This is a genomic window from Pseudomonas sp. LB-090624, from assembly GCF_003205205.1.
Lineage (GTDB): Bacteria > Pseudomonadota > Gammaproteobacteria > Pseudomonadales > Pseudomonadaceae > Aquipseudomonas.
This window is the reverse complement of the sequence record NZ_QJRL01000011.1, coordinates 138477-157906: the sequence shown is the minus strand read 5'-3', so window position 1 is coordinate 157906 and position 19430 is coordinate 138477. Positions and strand designations below refer to the sequence as shown.

4 protein-coding genes are annotated in these 19430 nt (G+C 67.0%); all 4 read right to left on the bottom strand.

The window, feature by feature from the left end; genetic code table 11:
* Positions 1-477: 477 nt before the first annotated feature.
* The 4 genes from DMX11_RS13485 to DMX11_RS13470 all read right to left on the bottom strand — a co-directional run bounded on the left by DMX11_RS13485 (position 478) and on the right by DMX11_RS13470 (position 19366).
* On the bottom strand, positions 478-1662 hold the full coding sequence (locus DMX11_RS13485) for an HlyD family type I secretion periplasmic adaptor subunit (protein WP_110744967.1): 1185 nt from the start codon (positions 1660-1662) through the stop codon (positions 478-480).
* Positions 1659-3827 carry a type I secretion system permease/ATPase gene (locus DMX11_RS13480; RefSeq protein WP_110744966.1) on the bottom strand — a complete coding sequence of 723 codons (2169 nt, stop codon included), beginning with the start codon at positions 3825-3827 and terminating at the stop codon, positions 1659-1661. Before DMX11_RS13480 ends, DMX11_RS13485 begins: the two co-directional genes overlap by 4 nt.
* Positions 3824-5260: a TolC family outer membrane protein gene (locus DMX11_RS13475; protein WP_110744965.1), complete on the bottom strand. Its 1437-nt coding sequence runs from the start codon at positions 5258-5260 to the stop codon at positions 3824-3826. The genes DMX11_RS13480 and DMX11_RS13475 overlap by 4 nt, the downstream gene beginning before the upstream one ends.
* Positions 5261-5323: 63 nt before the next feature.
* Positions 5324-19366, bottom strand: coding sequence for a BapA/Bap/LapF family large adhesin (locus DMX11_RS13470; RefSeq protein WP_110744964.1), 14043 nt, complete (start codon positions 19364-19366; stop codon positions 5324-5326).
* Between the last annotated feature and the right edge of the window lie 64 nt (positions 19367-19430).

Here is a 19430-nt window from a genome sequence, read left to right as displayed (position 1 = left end):
GCGCGATATCGCGTCGTAAAACAAGGCGGTCGCGCGCGCCTGTCACAGGCGTGACTGGCCAGAAAAAAACGTAGGAGCGAGCGCAGCTCGCGATGCGCCGCGCGGGCGGCGCTCGATTTCTGCCACACCCTAAAACCCAAGCCAAACACACCCGGCCATTCCACAACCTCATGCCATGCGGTGTGGCTTCGTAAGGGTACGGCGGTAGAGGTGCGTCGTCTGGGAGACCGAGCGCCGCCCGCGCGGCGCATCGCGAGCTGCGCTCGCTCCTACGGTTGTTCCGGGCCAATTATTCCTGGGGGATTTGCGCGCGTACGCCTGGGCGCATGGCGCGATATCGCGTCGTAAAACAAGGCGGTCGCGCGCGCCTGTCACAGGCGTGACTGGCCAGAAAAAAACGTAGGAGCGAGCGCAGCTCGCGATGCGCCGCGCGGGCGGCGCTCGATCTCACTGGCAGCGCAAATCTTCCGTCATGCCCTACCGTTCGCGCAGTGCCTCCCTGGCTCGGTTCAGCGGTTTGATCAGGTAATCGAGGATGGTCTTCTCGCCAGTACGGATATCCACCGTGGCAATCATCCCTGGCACGATCGCGAAGTGCTTGCCGGCCTTGTTCTGCAAGCTGTCCTGTTCGGTGCGGATGAACACCCGGTAATAATAGATCTCTGGTTTCACCTCATCCTGCAAGGTATCCGGCGAGATCCCCACCACCTTGCCATCCAGCCCGCCATAGACCGAGTAGTCATAGGCGCTGATCTTGACCTTGGCCGCCTGGTCCGGGTGGATGAAGGCAATGTCGCGTGGGGCGATACGGGTTTCGATCAGCAGGCGCTCGTCCATCGGTACGATCTTCATCACCTGGCCCCCGGGTTGCACCACGCCGCCCAGGGTATTGACCTCGATGTCCTTGACGATGCCGCGTACCGGCGAGCGCAAGGTCAGGCGGGTAAGCGAGTCGCTGCGCCCGCGGACCACCTCCGACAAGCTGTCGGCCTCGGCGCTGGCCTTGGCCAGTTCTTCCCGGGCTCGCACCAGGTAGTCGGAGCGCGCCTCGTTGGCCTTGAGCTCCAGCTCCGAACGCTGGCGGTTCAGGCGGATCACCTCGACCCGGCTCGAGGCGCCCATCTTGGCCAGGTTCTCGGTGATCTTCAGCTCGCTGCGCACCAGTTGCAGCGAGTCCTCGATCCCTGCCAGGGTCTGTTCCAGGCCGCGGCGGCGGGTCTGGTACAGAGCGGTTTCGGCGTCGATCAGCTCGGGCGAGTCGCGCAGGCTGGCTGGGAAGGTCAGTGGCTTGCCGGTTACCTCGGCCTGCAGGCGCGCCTGGCTGGCCTTGGCCGCGCGGTACTTGGCCTCGCTTTCACCCACGCTGGAAGCAGTCTTGGTCGGGTCGAGCTGGGCCAGGATCTGGCCGCGCTCGACCAGGTCGCCCTCGGCCACGCTCATCTGCGCGACGATGCCGCCCTCGAACGACTGGATCACCTGCTCCCGTGAGCTTGGGATGACCTTGCCAGTGCCGGTGGAGACCTCCGTGACCTCGAACCAGGCTGCCCAGGCCACGAACGCCGCCAGCATCAGCGCGCACAGGGTGATGATACGACCGGCGCGGAATACTGCCTGGTCGTCCTGGCCGTCCAGGTAGGAGGCCGGGAGTTCATGGTTGCTCATGCCTGCGCTCCTTGCAGTTTGGCCAGTGCGGCATCGCGCGTGTCATCGATGACGATGCGCCCGCCATCGAGGACCAGAATGCGGTCGACCCGTTGCAGCACGCTCAGGCGGTGAGTGGCAATCACCAGGGTGCGGCCCTGGCAGAAGCGCTCGAGGTTATCCAGCAGCTTGCGCTCGGTCATGTCGTCCAGCGATGCGGTCGGTTCGTCCAGCAGCAGGACCTGCGGCTGGCGCACCAGCAGGCGGGACAGCACCAGCGCCTGGCGCTGACCGCCGGAAAGGCCCAGGCCGCCTTCAAGGATAAGGTGGTCCATCCCCTTGGGCAGGCGGCGGACGAAGTCCAGCGCGCCAGTGGCGGCCAGGGCGGCCACCAGTTCCTGGTCGCTGGCCTGGCCGGCGCCGAGGGTGAGGTTTTCCCGCAGGGTGCCGTGGAACAGCCGCGCGTATTGCGGCAGCAGGCCGACGTCGCGACGCAGGTCGGCAGGATCGAGGTGGGCCATGGCGATGCCGTCCAGGCTGACTTCACCCTGGACCAGGTCCATGGCCCCGCCCAGCGCTTGCAGCAGGGTGGATTTGCCGGCGCCGTTGCGCCCGAGCACGGCAATGCGCTCGCCAGGCTGAATATCCAGCTGGCCGATGTTCAGCACCGGCGGGGACTCTTCGCTGTAGCGGAAGTTGGCCTGGCGCAGCCGGTACTCGCCGCGGATGGCCGGCAGGTGCACGCGGGCTTCGCCTTCAGGGTGGTCGACCGGCGACTGCATCAGCTTGTCCAGGCCTTGCAGCGCTACCTTGGCCTGTTGCCAGCGGGTCAGGACATGGGTCAGCTGGGCCAGCGGCGCCATCATTCGCGATGAAAGCATCGACGCCGCCACCAGGCTACCGGTGGTGAGGTCGCCGGCGATTACCATGGGGGCGCCAACCACGATGACCACGGCGAACACCGCCCCCTGAACGTTCTGGGTCCACGTCACCAGGCCGTTGGTGAGGGTGCGCAGGCGCAGGTTGGTATGGGCACAGGCGGCGTTGTACTGGTTCCACTGGCGCTCGAAGCGTGCTTCGGCCTGCAGTGCCTTGATCTCGTCCAGGCCTTGGATGCTTTCCACCAGCATGGCGTTGCGCAGCGCCGATTCGCGCATCGAGGCATTGGCCAGCCGCGCCAGGCGCCGTTGCGCCAGCAAGCCTGGCAAGACCATGGCCAGCAGCGCGACCAGCGGGATGAACACCAGCACACCGCCAATCAGCCAGAACACGAACAGGAACAGCAGGAAGAACGGCAGGTCGGCCAGCGCCGTGGCGGTGCTGGACGTGATCAGATCGCGGATCGACTCCAGCTCACGCAGTTGCGAGATGAACGAGCCGGTGGACTTCGGCCGTACCGAGTTGCGCAGACGCAGGGCATGGCCGTAGACCAGGTCACTTACCCGCAGGTCGGCGCGCTTGCCAAGCAGGTCGCTCACTTTCAACCGCAGCAGGCGCATGCTGAAGTCGAACACCAGCGCCAGCACGACACCGCCAAACAGCACGTACAGGGTCGGCAGCGATTCCGCCGGGATCACCCGGTCGTACACCTGCATCGAGAACAGCACCCCGGCCAGCGCCAGCACGTTGGCCACCAGTGAGGCCACCATCACCTGGCCGTACGGGCGCAAGTCGCGCAGCACGATACGGGCGAACCAGTGGCGGTCGTAAGGTGCGGTGTAGTCGTCGGTACGCACGTCGCGCAGTGGCCGTGCCGGGCGCAGCAGGGCAACGCGGTTGATGCGGCCCTTGAGGGTGTCGCGGGGCAGGCGCGAGGTCAGGCCCTGGTCACCGGCAAACACCACTGCCAGGTCGTCTTCCTCGGTGACTGACTCGACCACAGCCAACTGGCCATCGTCCAGCTCCAGCACCAGCGGGGTGCGCCACTGCCGCAGGCCCTTGGCATCGAAGCGCACGAAGCGCAGGGCCAGCCCGGCCTGGCGGGCCATGTGCCGGAGAATTTCGTCGAGCGGTCGGGCATCCTCGACAGCGGCCAGGCGAATGCGCTGGGGCGATACATCCAGGCGGTAGTGGTGCGCGACCTGCAGCATCACTTCCAGCCATGGCCCGAGATCTGGCCGGTGGGCTTGGTCTGGGGCGGCAGCAGGAGCCTGGTTGGGCAGGGTCACATTGATCGAATCGCTCATGGCTGGATCTCCACACCTTGCAGGTTGCGCCCCTCGAGGCCAAAGGCCGTGCGCAGGGCGCCGGTGTTGTACAGGCAGTCGACATCCAGGCGCAGCAGATCGGAGCGGGTGCCGGCAAGTTCGAAGCGAGACTGATAGATCTCCTGCTCGGCGTTGAGCAGGTCGAGCAGTGGCCGGGTGCCCAGGTCCAGGTATTGGCGGCCATAAAGCATGCGTGCTTCCTGAATGCTGACCTGGCGCGCTTCCAGCGAGCTCAGTCGTCGACCCAGCCCAGAGGTTTGTGCCACGGCCTCGGCCAGGCCGCGGCGAGCCTGCAGGCGGGCGGCGTCCTCGGCAGAGTCGGCCGCGGTCAGGGCATGGCCAGCGGCGCGGCTTCGGGCGCTGATGGCACCGCCCTGGTAGATGGGCACTTCGACATTCAGGTAGATGCCTGCCTGGGTACGGTCCAGCCTGGCGTTGTCGCGGTTGTAGTCGTCGTCCAGGTAGTGGTTGACCTGCGGTTGCAACGACAAGGTGGGGTAGGCCTCGGCCTTGGCCTGGGCCAGTTCCGCCTGGCCTTGGGCGCGTTGGGCCAGGGCCATCAGCACCGCCGGCAGGCGGTCACCGCCCTGTGCGGGGCGTTTGCAGGCCTGGTTCAGTTCGTTGGGCGTGCCCTCGGCCAGGGCCGGCGGGGTGACGCGCCCCATCAGCGCAGCCAGGGTCGAGCGCCAGCGCTCGTATTGCGACTGGTACTCCTCCAGCGTGGCGCGGGCGCTTTCCACGCGAGACTCAGCCTGCACCACATCGGAACGGGTACTGGCGCCCATGTCGCTCCGCTGGCGCGCCATGCCGGCAATGTCACCGACCCCGCGGATCTGGTCGCGGGCAATGGTCATCAATTGTTCGTAGCGGCGGGTTTCGATCCAGGCGTAGGCGGTGTCACGGGCCAGGTCATCGACGACCAGCAGGATATTGGCCTGGGCGCGGGCAGCGGCAGCCTGAGCCGCGCTGACGGCGCTGTCGACCTTGCCGAAGTCGTAGAGCATCTGCTTGAGCGACAGGTTAAGGGCCTGGCTGTTGCGGTCGCCGCCATAACCGGTGTCGTAACCGGTGCGGATACCGCCGGAAATCTGCGGGTAGTAACCCGCGCGGGCGACGTTGATGCCTTCGCCCTGCTTGTACAGGTTGCCGATGGCTTCGGCGATGCTAGGGTGCCATTGCGCGGCTTGCAGCACCGCGTCTGTCAACCCGAGGCGTTCGCCACTGGCCACCGGGGCCATGCCGCTCGGCGGCCGGGCAGGCACCGCCTCGGGCGCATCGCGTAACAGCGATGGCCCGATCTGGCGCAGTTGAGGGTCTATATCATCGGCTGCCTGGGCACCCGGGTGGAAATTCAGCGCCACGAGCCCGAAGGCTCCCAGCAACAGCGGTGACAGCGGACTGCTTCGCTTCACATAGTTCCCTTACTGCTGGTCGTCCATGCCGCCGGGCGTGGGCCCGGCGGGTTTGCGGCGGCCTCAGACAACGTGGATACCGTTCTGTACCCACAGGTGGTGGCTTGGATCCTCCTGGGCCGTGTATTGGTTATAGTCGATCCCGTCGGCAGTTTGGTTCCCGACCAGGGTCCAGCTGTCCGTCATGTGCACCGAGTCTTTGTCGTCCCCCTTGATGATCAGTGTGTCGGTACCGGTTTCGGTGATTGCCACCACGTCCGCCAGATTGAGGGTCAGCGCCACCGAACTGGTGTCGTTGAGGTCGATGATTTCGATGTCATGCACACGGCCGGCCAGGTTGCCCAGGTCGATGCTGGCATCGCCGCCGCCCCACAGCAGGGTGTCGGTACCGGTACCCCCGTCGACACTGGCGAAGTTCTGGTCGACCACCACCAGCGTGTCGTCGCCTGCACCACCCTCCAGGGTGATGTGGCCACCCTGGCTGCCATCGAGGTGGTCGTTGCCGTCGGTACCGGCGATGACATCGCTGGCAGCGGCCACGCTGGCCAGCGCCACCGACTCGTCACTGGTGTCTGCCAGCAGCGAGGTGGTGGTGACGAGGCCGGCGGCGTTGTCCAGGTTGATGGTCAGCGTTGCCGTGTCGGTGGTGCCGTTGGGGTGGGTCAGCTCGTAGGTAAAGGTGTCATGCTGGCCCACCGCCGCCGAGGTGAGCCCGGCGTTGAGCGTATAGGTGTAGCTGCCGTCGGCATGCACCAGCAGCGAACCGTAGGTGCCTGCCACTGTCACGCCGTTGTAGCCCGGGATGGTGTAGGTGTTGGCGGCAGTCAGGACGCTCAGCACGGTCAGTGCCGAACCTACGTTGTCATCGGTCAGCAGGTTGCCGGTGGCCGCCGTTGCGCCACTGACCACGAATTCGGTCAGGTGCGTGGTGGTGGCGTTGACGCTGGTGGTGATCGAGCTGGCCAGGCCTATCCCGCCGGCAGTGACGCGCACGTGGTAGGTGCCAGCCCCTTGGTTCTGGAAGGTATAACCCGCGCCGCCACCCAGCAGGCTGATCAACGAACCACCGTTCACCGACTGCACCAGTACATACTGGCCGGTGGCCGGGTTGAGCTTGAGCAGTTCGATGGTAGTGCCGTTGAGCAGGCTCAGCAGGTTGGTGGAGTTGACCACCACTTGCAGGTTGGCCGTGGTGTCGGCGGCCACCGTGGTGGTGTAGGTGGCTTGCCGTGTACCGATCAAGGGCAAGGTCAGCGAGCCCAGCGTGGTACTGCTGGTGTCCACGCGGTTGGCCAGGGTGAGTTGACTGAAGCCGACATCGTTTACGGCGTCGACCACCGTGGCCGGGGCCCCGTAGTTGCTATCGCTCCAGATCTCCGTGGCTTGTGGGCTGTCGATGCGCACATACAGGTTGGCCGCATCAGACAGGCCGTTCGGGTGCACCAGTTGATAGCTGAACACGTCTACCTTGCCGACACTGCCTGGGCTGCCGTTCGGCGTATAGGTGTAGCTGCCGTCGCCCTGGATCACCAGTGTGCCGTACAGGCCCTGCACCGTGGTGGCAGTGCCAGCGGCAACGTAGCTGCCGTTTTTCAGTACTTGCAGCACCGCGCCGCTGTCCGGGCCGCGTGCATCCACGGTGCCATCAGTGCCCACATCGGTGATGACGTTGCCAGAGGTGGCAGTGCCGGTGCCGGTGAACTGGGTCAGGCTGGTGGACGTGATGTCCAGCGCGGTGGTTACCTGGGTGATCAGGCCAATGCCGCCACTGCCCACTGTCAGACGGTAGTCACCGGCTTGCAGGGTGCCGATATCGACCTGCAGCCCAAGTGGCAGCACGATCAGGTCGAGCAGCCCCTGGGTGTTGCCGGTGGCGATGGTGACCCAGGCGCCAGTCGCGTCTTTCACCTGCAGCGTGAATGTCGAGTTGTTGAGCAGCGCCAGCACACTGTTGGTGGTCAGCGTCAGGGTCGGGTCAACCGTGGTGCCTGCTGCCACTGTCCAGGTGTAGGTCTTGCTGAAGCCCGACAGCAGGGTCGTGAAGCTGTCCGTGTAGGTCTTGGTGGCGCTGACCGGCACCAGGTTGACCGTGGCCGTCGCCAGGTTGTCGCTGGCGACGACCGGCGCGTTGGCATCCACATCCGGCGCGGTGACGTTGACGTTGCCCGACACGTTGCCGCGCGGGTCGGCGAGGGTCACCGAAAGTATCTGGCCGTTGTCCTGCGGCGGGCTCAGGGTCACGGTGAAGGTGCCGTTCTGCTGCACGGTTGCGGTTTGCAGCACGTTACCGTTGGCACTGCGCACGGTCACCGTGGCCCCCACTTCGCCGGTACCGGTCAGGGTACCGCCGTCGGCGCTGAACACCAGGTTGCCGGCTGCCGCAGGCGGGGTCAGGTCCGGTGCGGTCAGTGCGGTGCCGGTAGACACGTTGCCGGCGCTGTCAGTGAGGGTGACGCTGAGCGCCTGGTTGTCGATCTGTGCGGCGGCCAGGCTGACCACGAACAGGCCGTTGCTGCCCACTGTCGCAGTCCCCAGCACGGTACCGGCGCTGTTGCGCACGGTGACCGTGCTGCCGACCTGCCCAGAACCGCTGACCGAGGTGCCGTTGGCGTTGATGGTAGCCAGCGGTGCAGCTGGCGCCGTGGTGTCGGGTGCGGTCAGGCTGGTGCTGGCGGACAGGTTGCCGGCAGCATCGGACTGGCGTACCACCAGCAGTTGCCCGTCGTTTTGCGGGGTAGTCAGGGTGATGCTGAAGGTGCCGTTGGCCTGCACGACTGCGCTACCGACCTGACCGCTCGGGCCTTGTACGGTGACCGTGGCGCCCGCTTCACCGGTCCCGGTGAGTACCGTGCCCGTGCCGTTGATGACCAAGTTGGCCGGTGCGGCAGGTGGCTGCAGGTCAGTGGCAGTGTAACTGGTGCTGCCCGAGTTGTTGCCCGCAGCGTCGGCCTGGCTCACAGCCAGGACCTGGCCATTGAGCTGCGCGGCGTTCAGGTTGATGGAGTACACGCCACCGGCATTCACCAGGCCGCTGCCGAGCACGTTGCCACCGGCATCGCGCACGGTCACCGTGGCTCCGGCCTCACCCGTGCCGCTCAGCACCAGGCCGTTGGTGGACAGGGCGGTCACCACCGGGTTGGCCGGTGGGGTGATGTCAGCTGCCTGCACGAAGGTGGGCTGCGACTCGCCGCCCACCAGCGCTACGGCTGTCACCGTGAGGTGCTGGCCGTTGAGCTGTGCCGAGTCAAGCGTGAGCGAGAAGGTGCCGTTGAGCGTTGCGCCACCGGTGCCGATCAGATTGCCTGCGGCGTCGTACACGCGGATACCGACACCGCTTGGCGCATTACCCGACAAGGTCAGGCCGTCGCTGTCCAGGATCACGTTGGTCGGTGGTACCGGCGGTGCGACCAGCGGCGTCACATAGGTCGTCACCGCTGATGTGTTGAAACCGTCGGACTGCGTGACTGCCAAGGTGGCGAGCGAGCCCGCCGCCGGCGACAGGGTGATCTGGAAGTTGCCTGCGGCATCGACCACGCCGGTGCCGATCACAGTCTGGTTGAGGCTGACGGTGACCGTCGCATTGGCCTCGCCCTTGCCGGTCAGCACGTTGAAGGTGTTGTTGATCGCCAGGTTGGTGACCGGCTCGGGTGCCGAGGTGTCGTTGGTTTGGTACGGCGCAGGCACCGAGGCGTTGCCGGCATCGTCGGTGGACACCACGCTGAGCAGCTGGCCGTTGTTCTGCGCCGGGCTGATCGGCACGGTGAACTGACCGTTGGCGCCCACTTCCACCTGGCCCACGATGCTGTTGTCCGGGCCGCGAACAGTGATGGTGCTGCCGGCTTCGGCGGTACCGGTCATCGACGTGCCGGCCGCATTCAGCAGCAGGTTGCTGGGCTGTACCGGTGGTGTCAGGTCCGGTGCAGTTACCAGCAGTGGCGACGATGGGTTGCCGGTGGCGTCCTGGGCGATCAGCGTCAGTTGCTGGCCGTTGATCTGCGGGCTGCTCAGGTCGACCACGAAGCTGCCGTCCGGGTCTACCGTAACTTGGCCCAGCAGGTCGCCACTGTTGTTGATCACGGTGACCCGAGTGCCGGCCTCGGCAGTACCGATCAGCTGGGTACCGCTGTCGTTGATGCTGGCAATGACGGTTGCCGGTGGCGTGATGTCCACCGCCGTGACCGTACTGATCGGCGAAACGTTGCTGCTGCCGTCGGTCAGGGTTACCTGCAACAGCTGGCCATCGAGCTGGGCGGCGTCCAGATTGACCGTGAAGGTGCCGTCCGGAGCAACCGTGGCGCTACCGATCTCGCTCGTGCCAACGTACACGCGCACCGTGGTACCCGCTTCGCCGGTACCCGCCAGCACATCGCCTGCTGCATTGAGCCGCAACTCGGTCGCCGCAGCCGGGGGCGTGAGATCCGGCGCCTGAACGTCGACCGGTTCGCTGACGTTGCCCGGTGGGTCAGCCTGCAGCACCGACAGCACCTGGTTGTTGATTTGCGCGGGGGTAAGCTCGACGCGGAAACTGCCGTCGGCGAGTACCGTGCCAGTCCCCAGCACGGTGCCAGCGGCGTCGCTCACGATCACGGTTGCACCGGCTTCGCCCAGGCCGCTGACTACGCTGCCATCGGCATTGATCACGACCTCGGTCAGCGGGGCAGGCGGGGTGAAGTCCGGGGACAGCAGGGTGGCCACTGCCGACACGTTCCCGGCGGCGTCGGTCTGGGTGAAGCTGAGCAGTTCGGCGTTACCCAGTGCCGGGTTGAGGGTAATGGTGAAGTGGCCGCTGGCATCGACAGTGGCACTGCCGATCTGCGCGCCGCTCGAATCGGTCACGGTCACCAGCGCGCCGGCTTCGCCACGGCCGGTCAGGGTCACACCTTCACCCGATACCGCCAGTTCGCTTGGTGCGGCAGGTGGCGTGGTATCTGGCGCGGTGATGGCGCTGGCAGCGGACTGGTTGCCAGCCGCATCGGTCAGCAGCACCTGCACCTGCTGGCCGTTGGCTTGCGGCGAGTTGAGGTTGACCTGGAAGGTGCCGTCGGCACGTACCACGGCGGTACCGAGCACGCTGCCATCGGCGGCCAGGACCCGCACACTGGCCCCGGCCTCGCCGCTACCATTGAGCAGGCTGCCACCCCCGGCGAACGCGAGGTTTTGCGCAGCATCCGGCGCCACACGGTCTGGCGCGGTGAGGCTGACACTGTTGGACTCGTTACCGGCGGCGTCGGCCTGCGCGGCGCTGAGCTGTTCCCCGTTGATCTGTGCGCTGCCCAGGTTGGCGCTGAAGTTGCCATTGGCATCGACCACGGCGGTGCCCAGGTCGATACCGCCTTCACCGATCACGGTAACGGTGGCCCCCGGTTCACCTCGGCCACTGAGGACCAGGCCATCGTTGGACAACACCAGGTTGGTCAGCGGTTGCGGTGCGGTGGTGTCCGGTGCCTGCAGCATCGCCGGCAGCGAAACCCCGCCGTCACTGCCGGTGGCGCTCACCTGCAGGACCTCGCCGTTGGCCTGTGCGCTGCCCAGGTTGACGGTGAAGGTGCCGTCGTTGGCCACTGGGCTGCTGCCCAGCAGCACGCCATTCGGGCCGTATACATTGACCGTGCTGCCCGCCGTCGCGGTACCGGTCACCGACAGGCCGTCCGCCGCCAGCACCAGGTTGTCCGGGGTGGCGGGCGCGAGCGCGCCAGGTGCGGTGACGTTCTGCGCAGGCGAGACGTTTTGTGATGCGTCGGCCTGGACCACGCTCAGGCTTTCGCCGGTGATCGCAGCCGGCGACAGGGTGACGCTGAAGCGCCCGTCGGCCGCGACCGTGGCTGTGCCCAGCGCGGTGCCGTCCGGGGCCCGGACGGTGACTGTCGCACCGGCTTCGCCATTGCCCATCAAGGTAGCGCCGTCGGCGGAGACTGCCAGGTTGCTTACCGCCGCAGGCGGCGTGGTATCGGTGGTGGTGTAAGGCGTCGCGGGCGATACGTTGCCTGCTGCATCGGTCGCGGTTACTTGCAGGGTCTGGCCATTGGTCTGGGCACTGCCCAGGGTGACCTGGAAGGTACCGTTGCTGCTGGCCACCGTGGTGCCCAGCACGTTGCCGCTGGCATCGCGCACGGTCACGGTGCTGCCGGCTTCGGCGTTACCGCTCAGTTGCAGCCCGGTGCCGGCCAGCACCAGTGCGGACGGTGCGGCTGGCGGGGTGAAGTCCGGTGCAGTCACCGCCACGGCGGTTGAAGTGTTGTTGCCGGCGTCGGTCTGGGTCACGCTCAGTTGCTGGGCGTTGAGCTGGGCACTGGTGAGCGTAAGGGTAAAGCTGCCATTGGCCGCAACCAGCCCGGTACCGATGATGGTGCCGTCCGGGCCGCGCACGGTGACGCTGGCGCCGGCTTCGCCGAGGCCGGTCAGGGTCAGGCCGTTGTTGTTCAGCACCACATTGGTCAATGGCGCAGGCGGGGCCAGGTCCGGAGTGGTCACATTGATCGCTGGCGAGGTGTTGCCGGCGGCATCCACTTGGGTGACGCCGATGGCCTGGCCGGTGGCTTGCGGTGTATCGAAGGTCACCGTGAAGCGGCCATCGGCACCCACTGTGGCGGTGCCAAGCACAGCCCCCGCAGCATTGCGCACCTGGACCGTTGCACCGACTTCGCCACTACCGGACAGCTGCCGGCCGTCCTGGCTCAGCACTGCGTTGGTGATTGCCGCAGGCGGTGTACGGTCTGGCGTGGCCAGGCTGGCGGGGCCGGAGACGTTGCCCGCTGCATCGCTGAGGGTAACTTGCAGGGGGCTGCCAGTGGTCTGTGCGCTAGGCAGGGTGATCTGGAACTGGCCGCTTTGGTTGACAGTGCCGGTCGCCAGGATAGCACCGCTGGCATCGCGAACCGTGACGGTTGCTCCTGCTTCGCCCTGGCCGCTGAGCACAGTGGCCGCATTGTTGAGGCTGAGGTTGCTGGCGGCCAGCGGTGCCAGCAGGTCGGGTGTCTGCACGCTGGTTGCCAGCGACTGGTTACCGGCGGCGTCGGCCTGGGTGACGATCAGGTTCTGGCCGTTGGCCGTATTGGCCGCCAGCGTGATGCTGTACAGGCCGTTGCTGCCGACGGTGCCGGTACCCAGCAGGGTGCCCTGGGCATCGGTGACCCGTACGGTAGCCCCTACCTCGCCCTGGCCGGTCAGCGTGCTGCCGTTGGTGCTGAGGTTGGCGGTCGGTGCATCTGGCGCCGTGGTGTCGCTGGCCACGACGGTGGCCGGCACCGATGGCTGGCCGTCGGCCGTGGCGCGGGCGCTGACGTGCAGGGTCTGAGCATTGAGCTGGGCGTTCTGGAAGAACACGCGGAAGGTGCCGTCGCTGCCGACGGTGGCGGTGCCCAGGGTGGTACCGCCGGAGGTCACGGTGATCAGCGAGCCAATGGTGCCGGTACCGGTCAGCAGGAAGCCGTCGGCGCTGATCGCCAGGCCGGCAGGTGTTGCCACTTCGTTGCCGGTCGGGCCTGCAACGGGTACTTCAGTGGAGGTGTTGCCCGCCGGATCGGTGACCTCCACGGTGCCGGTGTCGCCAGCGGCAAGGGGTGGATCGACCGGCACTACGAACGTGCCATCCGGGCCTGTGGTGCCGCTGCCGATAGGGTTGCCGTCGGCATCACGCACGACCACGGTACTGCCAGGTTCTGCGGTACCGCCCACAGTGCCGCCGTCCGGGCTCACGGCCACATCCGTGGCCGGTTGCGGGTCGGTGGTGTCGGGTGCTGTGGTTGTCACCGGGGCGGAGTCGTTACCGGCTGCATCGGTGACGACTACGGTCACGGTCTCGCCGTTGGTCTGCGGAGTGTCCAGCGGTACGCTGAAGCTGCCGTCCGGGTTGACCGGGACGGTGACCACGTTGCCCGCGCCGTCTGTGACGGTGACCGCGCTGGCACCTGGTGCAGTGCCGGTAACGGCGGTGCCGTCTGCGCTGACCGCCACATCGGTGGGCAGTGCCGGTGGGGTGATGTCGGGTGCGGTGATCGGGGTGGCGTCGGAGAGGTTGCCCGCCGCGTCGGTCAAGGTCACGTCCAGCACCTGGCCATCCAGCTGTGCCGGCGCCAGCGGTACCGTGAAGTTGCCACCCACCGGCACCACCACGCTGCCGAGCAGGTCGCCAGCGGCGTTGCGCACTTCAACGGTGCTGCCGGCTTCACCAGTGCCCTGGATGGCGTTGCCGCCCTGGGTGATGGTGAGGCCGGCCGGTGCCGTGGGTGCGGTGCTGTCGTCAGCAGTGAAGCTGGCCGAAGGCGAAGCGTTACCGCCGCCATCGATCAGTACCACCGACAAGGTTTCACCGTTGGTCTGGGCTGGCGCGATCGGCACGTCGAAGGTGCCATCGTCGTTGACCTCGATGGTGCCCAGCAAATCGCCGGCGGCGTTACGTACTTCCACGGTGCTGCCAGCCTCGCCCTGGCCGCTGAGCAGTGTGCCTTCCGCATTCAGGCCAAGGCCCTGGGCCGGCAGCGGAGCCTCAAGGTCTGGCGCGGTCACGGTGTCGGCCGGCGATGGGTTGCCGGCATTGTCTGCCTGGGTAACGGACAGGGTCTGGCCATTCACCTGCGGCGGGTCGATAGCCACGCTGAAGCTGCCATCGGGCTGCACGGTGGCGGTACCTACCACGGCGCCAGCCGCGCCGGTGACGGTTACTTGGGCACCAGGCTCGCCGGTACCGGTCAGGGTGGTGCCGTCGCCCGAAAGGGTGAGGCCGCCTGGAATGCCCGGCGGCTCGGTGTCGGGCGCAGCAAGGTCTACAGCCGCCGACAGGTTGCCGGTCGGGTCGCGTTGCTCCACGGTCAATGCCTGGCCGTTGGTCTGTGGTGTATCGAGGGTGATTTCGAATGCGCCGCCGGCGCCCACCACCACGCTGCCCAGCACGCTGCCGTCCGGCCCACGCACGGTGACGGTGGCGCCTGGCTCGCCGATGCCGGTGACGGTGGTGCCGGTGTCGTCGATGGTCGGGCTGGTGACCACTTGCGGTGGAGTGAAGTCTGGTGCAGTGAAGTCCACCGGCCCGGCACTGTTGCCCAAGTTGTCGGTGGCTTCCACGGTCAGGCTTTCGCCATTGCGCTGTGGCGCGTTGAGGGTAACGTCGAAGCGGCCGTCGCCCCCCACTGTGGCGGTGCCCAGGACGTTGCCTTCGGCATCGCGCACGGTAACGGTGGAGCCGCTCTGGCCCTGGCCGGTAAGGTGGATGCCAGCCGTGTCGATGGCCAGCCCCGAAGGTTGCAGCGGGCCGTCCAGGTCAGGCGCGGTGATGGTCGCGGTCGAGCTGTTGCCGGCTGCGTCGCGCAAGACCACATCCAGTTCCTGGCCGTCAGTTTGCGCCGGGTTGAGGATCACGCTGATCACGCCGTCGGCGCCGATTTGGGCATTGCCCAGCACGTTGCCCTGGGCATCCACCACCTGTACGGTGGTGCCCGGCTCGCCACGGCCAGTCAGGACGCTGCCGTCGTTGCTCAGTTGCAACTCGGTGGCTTCGTTAGGCGGGGTGATGTCTGGTGCACTGACCTGGGTGGGCAGCGAGCTGTTGCCATCGGCGTCGATCGCCACCACATCCAACAGCTCGCCGTTGGCCTGGGCAGGTGTGAGCGGGATGGTGAAGGTGCCATCGTTGCCGACCTGGATGCTGCCGATTACCGTGCCCTGGTCGTCAAGCACTTCAACCAGGCTACCTGCTGGCGCCGTACCGCTGATAGCGCTGCCGTCGGCCGACACGACCAGGCCGCTCGGGCTGTCAGGCAGTGCGGTGGCCGGTACGATGACGGTCAGGCCTGGCGAAGGGTTGCCGGCGGCATCGGTCTGCACCAGCACAACGGTTTCGCCCGCCGTGACCGGGCTGTCGAGGCTGACCAGGAATGTGCCATTTGCCGCGACGGTGCCGGTACCGATGACGGTGCCGTCGGCATCGCGCACTTCGACCGTGGCACCGGCTTCGCCACGGCCGGAAATGACCTGGCTGCCAGCACCAGTGATGACATTGCTGACGATGGCTGGCGGGGTGATATCCGGGGTTGCGTAGCTAAGCGGTACCGAGCTGTTGCCCGCCGCATCGGTCACCCTGACCGACACGGTTTCGCCGTTGGCTTGTGCCGGGTTCAAGGTAAGGCTGAAGCTGCCGTCCGGTGCGGCGATGGCGCTGCCTATCAGGTTGCCTGAGGCATCGCGCACATCCACCCGCGCACCTGCTTCGGCCGTACCGGTCAGGGTCACGCCATCGGCCAGCGCCAGGCCGGTCGGTTGCAGCGGCGCTACATTGTCGGGCGTAGTCAGCGGGCTTGGAGTGGACACGTTGCCAGCGGCATCGGTCAGGGTTACTTGCAGGGACGAGCCGTCGACCACCGGAGTCGGCAGGGTGACATTGAAGCTACCATCCGCTTGCACGGTGCCGCTGACCAGCACCTGGCCTTGGTCATCACGCACTTCCACGGTAGCGCCCGCTTCGCCGCGGCCGGATACCGTGCGCCCGTCGTTGCTGATCACCAGGTTGGTGGCCGGCTCCGGCGGCGTGGTGTCGCCGCCGTTGTCGATGATGGGGGCGGTGACGGTGCCTGCCTGCGAGGCGTTACCGGCAACGTCGGTGGCGGTGACTTGCAGCTGTTCGCCCGCTACCTGTGGCGGGCTGAGGGTAATTTCGAAGGCACCGCTGGCGCCCACCACCACGCTACCGAGCACGGTGGTGCCATCGGCGGCCAGCACACGTACGGTGCTGCCTGCCTCGGCGCGGCCACTGACGACGGTGCCATCGCCGGCGATTACCAGGTCGCTTGGCGCCACCGGCGGGGTGATGTCCGGTGCGGTGACTTGTACCGGCAGCGACGAGGCGCCGTTGCTATCGATGGCCACCACGTCCAGCAACTCGCCATTGGCCTGGGCTGGGTTGAGCACCACGGTGAAGGTGCCTTCGGCGCCGACCACGATACTGCCGACCAGCGTGCCATTGGCATCGTGGACTTCCACGCGGCTGCCAGCGGGGGCAGAGCCGCTGATGCTGGTGCCGTCTTCGGCCACCACCAGGCCGCTCGGGCTGGTGGGCGTGGCCACCAGTGGCACGTCGTAGGTCAGGGCCTCGGAGGCATTGCCGCTCGGGTCGGTCTGCACCACGCTCAACCGCTCGCCTGGCAGTGCCGCCGGGTCGAGGTCGAGCAGGAAGGTACCGTTCGCAGTCACTGTGCCGGTGCCGATCAGCGTGCCATTGGCATCGCGCACCTCGACCGTGGCACCGGCTTCGCCACGGCCGGCCAGAACCAGTCCATCGGCGCCGACCACAATGTTGCTGACTGCCGCGGGCGGGGTGATGTCCGGTGCATCGAACTGCAGTGGGCTGGAAATGTTGCCGGCGGCATCGACCAGGCGGATATCGAGCACTTCGCCGTTGGCCTGGGCCGGTGACAGGGTGACGCTGAAGCTGCCATTTTCGTTGACCAGACCGCTGCCAATCAAATTGCCCGCAGCATCACGCACCTGCACGGTCGCGCCTGGCTCGCCACTACCGGTGAGGGTAACGCCGTCTGCCAGGCCCAAGCCGGTTGGCTGGGTTGGCGCCTGCAGGTCCGGGGTGACCACCGAAGCCGGCGTGGAAGCATTGCCGGCAGCATCGGTCAGCACCACTTGCAGCGTGCTGCCATCCTTGACGGCCGGGACGAGGGTGATCTGGAAACTGCCATCCGGGTTGACCGTACCATTGGCCAGCACGTTACCTTGGGCATCGCGCACCTGCACGCTGGCCCCGGCTTCGCCGCGGCCGCTGAGCTGGGCGCCGGCGAGGCCGATGACCAGGTTGGTGGCGGCATCCGGTGGCGTGGTATCGCCACCGTCGATGTCTGGCGCGGTGACGCTGCCGGCGGTGGAAGCATTGCCGGCGGTGTCGGTGGCGGTGACTTGCAGCGTCTCGCCATTCACCTGTGGCGGGTCGAGGGTGATGCTGAAGCTGCCGGTGGCGCCAACCACCACGCTACCCAGTACAGTGGTGCCGTCCGCGGCAAGCACGCGCACGGTGCTGCCCGGTTCGGCACGGCCGGTGACCACGCTGCCGTCGGCATTGATCACAAGCTCGCTCGGGGCAACCGGTGGGGTGATGTCCGGCGCGGTGATTTGCGCCGGCAGCGACGAAGCGCCGCTGCCATCGATAGCTACCACATCCAGCAGTTCGCCATTGGCCTGAGCTGGATTGAGGATGACAGTGAAGCTGCCATCGGCGCCGGCCACCACACTGCCGATCAGCGTACCGTTGGCATCATGCACTTCGACGCGGCTGCCGGCAGGCGCGGTGCCGCTGATGCTGCTGCCATCCTCGGCGAACACTAGGTCACTCGGGCTGGCTGGCGCGGTAGTGACCGGCACTTCGAACTGCAGTGCCTCGGAGGCATTGCCGCTCGGGTCGGTCTGCACCAGGCTCAGTTGCTCGCCAGGTTGCACTGCCGGGGAGAGGTCGATGAGGAAGGTGCCGTTGGCCGTTACCACGCCGCTGCCGATCAGCGTGCCATTGGCATCGCGCACCTCGACGGTGGCACCGGCTTCGCCGCGCCCACTCAGGGCCAGCCCATCACCACCCACCACGATATTACTGACGGCAGTGGGCGGGGTGATGTCCGGTGCATCGAACTGCAGCGGCGCAGAAGTATTGCCGGCCGCGTCCACCAGCCGTACGTCCAGTGCTTCGCCATTGGCCTGGGCGGGGGACAGGGTGAGGCTGAACAGGCCATCGGCACCGACGATACCGGTGCCGACCAGATTGCCCGCGGCATCGCGCACTTGCACGGTGGCGCCGGGTTCGCCGCGGCCGCTGAAGGTGACGCCATCGGCCAGGGCCAGCTCGGTGGGCTGGGCGGGCGGCAGCAGGTCGGTCGAGGCAACCGAGCCTGGCGCCGACACATTGCCAGCGGCATCGGTGAGGGTGACTTGCAAGGTGCTGCCGTCTTTCACGGCAGGGGCCAGGGTGACGGCGAAGGTGCCATCGGCGCCAACGGTACCGCTTGCGATGAGGTTGCCTGCAGCGTCACGCACCTGCACGGTAGTGCCAGCCTCGCCACGCCCGCTGAGCTGGCTGCCGGCCAGGCCGACCACCAGGTTGGTCGGGGCATCCGGTGGCGTGGTGTCGCCGCCATCGATGTCCGGGGCAGTGACGGAACTGGCGGCGGAGGTGTTGCCAGCGGCATCGCTGGCAGTGGCTTGCAAGACTTCGCCGGCCACTTGCGGTGGCGCCAGGTCGATGCTGAACCGGCCGTCCTGGCCGACTACCGCAGTGCCCAGTTCGGTACCATCGGCGCCGACGATGCGCACGGTGCTACCCGGTTCGGCACGGCCGGTGAGCACGCTACCGTCAGCACTGACGGCCAGGTCGGTCGGCGCTGCCGGGGCCGTTACGTCGGGGGCAGTGACAGTGCCGGGGGCCGAGACATTGCCGGCGCCGTCGGTCAGGGTGACTTCAAGGTTCTCGCTGTTCACCTGCGGCGGGTTCAGGGTGATGTCGAAGCTGCCGTCGGCGCCGACGGTGCCAGTGCCGATGAGGTTGCCCGCGGCGTCACGGATGTTCACCGTGGTGCCCGCTTCGCCACGGCCGGTCAGGCGCAGGCCGTCCGGCGAGACCAGCAGGTCGATCGGCGTGGCCGGTGCGGTGGTGTCAGGATCGGAACCACCACTGCTCCCGCCACCGCCACCGCCACCGCCACCGTCGGCTGCCGCTGCCGCACCACCGACACCGAGCAGGCTGAGCCCGGCAATCGCCCAGGTCGGCATGGCACTACCAGCAGTGCCGATACCTGCGACCAGTTCGTCCAGCGAAGCCACATCCTCGAAGGTGAAACCGGTGAACGCCGCCGCATCGTACTGGGCATGCCACAGGGTGCCGTCTTCGCCAACGAAGACAATGTCGCTGCCGACCCCGGCCTGGTCCACGGCGAAGAAGTTGCCAATGGTGACTTTTTCACCGGATTTCAGGGTGACGATCAAGTCTTGCCCACGCTGAGTGACCGTGGCGATCTGGTCGGGGGCCACCGGCATCTGCACGACGCCTGGACCCTTCAGGTTGATATTCCCCCAGGCGCTCTGAGTGGCGACTTCGGATTGCTTATCGGCGACGACGATGTTGTCCATGAATGCTCCCTGCTGGTATCCGGATCCCCCGGCCCGGCTGTTCGGGCCACAACCGGCGTAACAA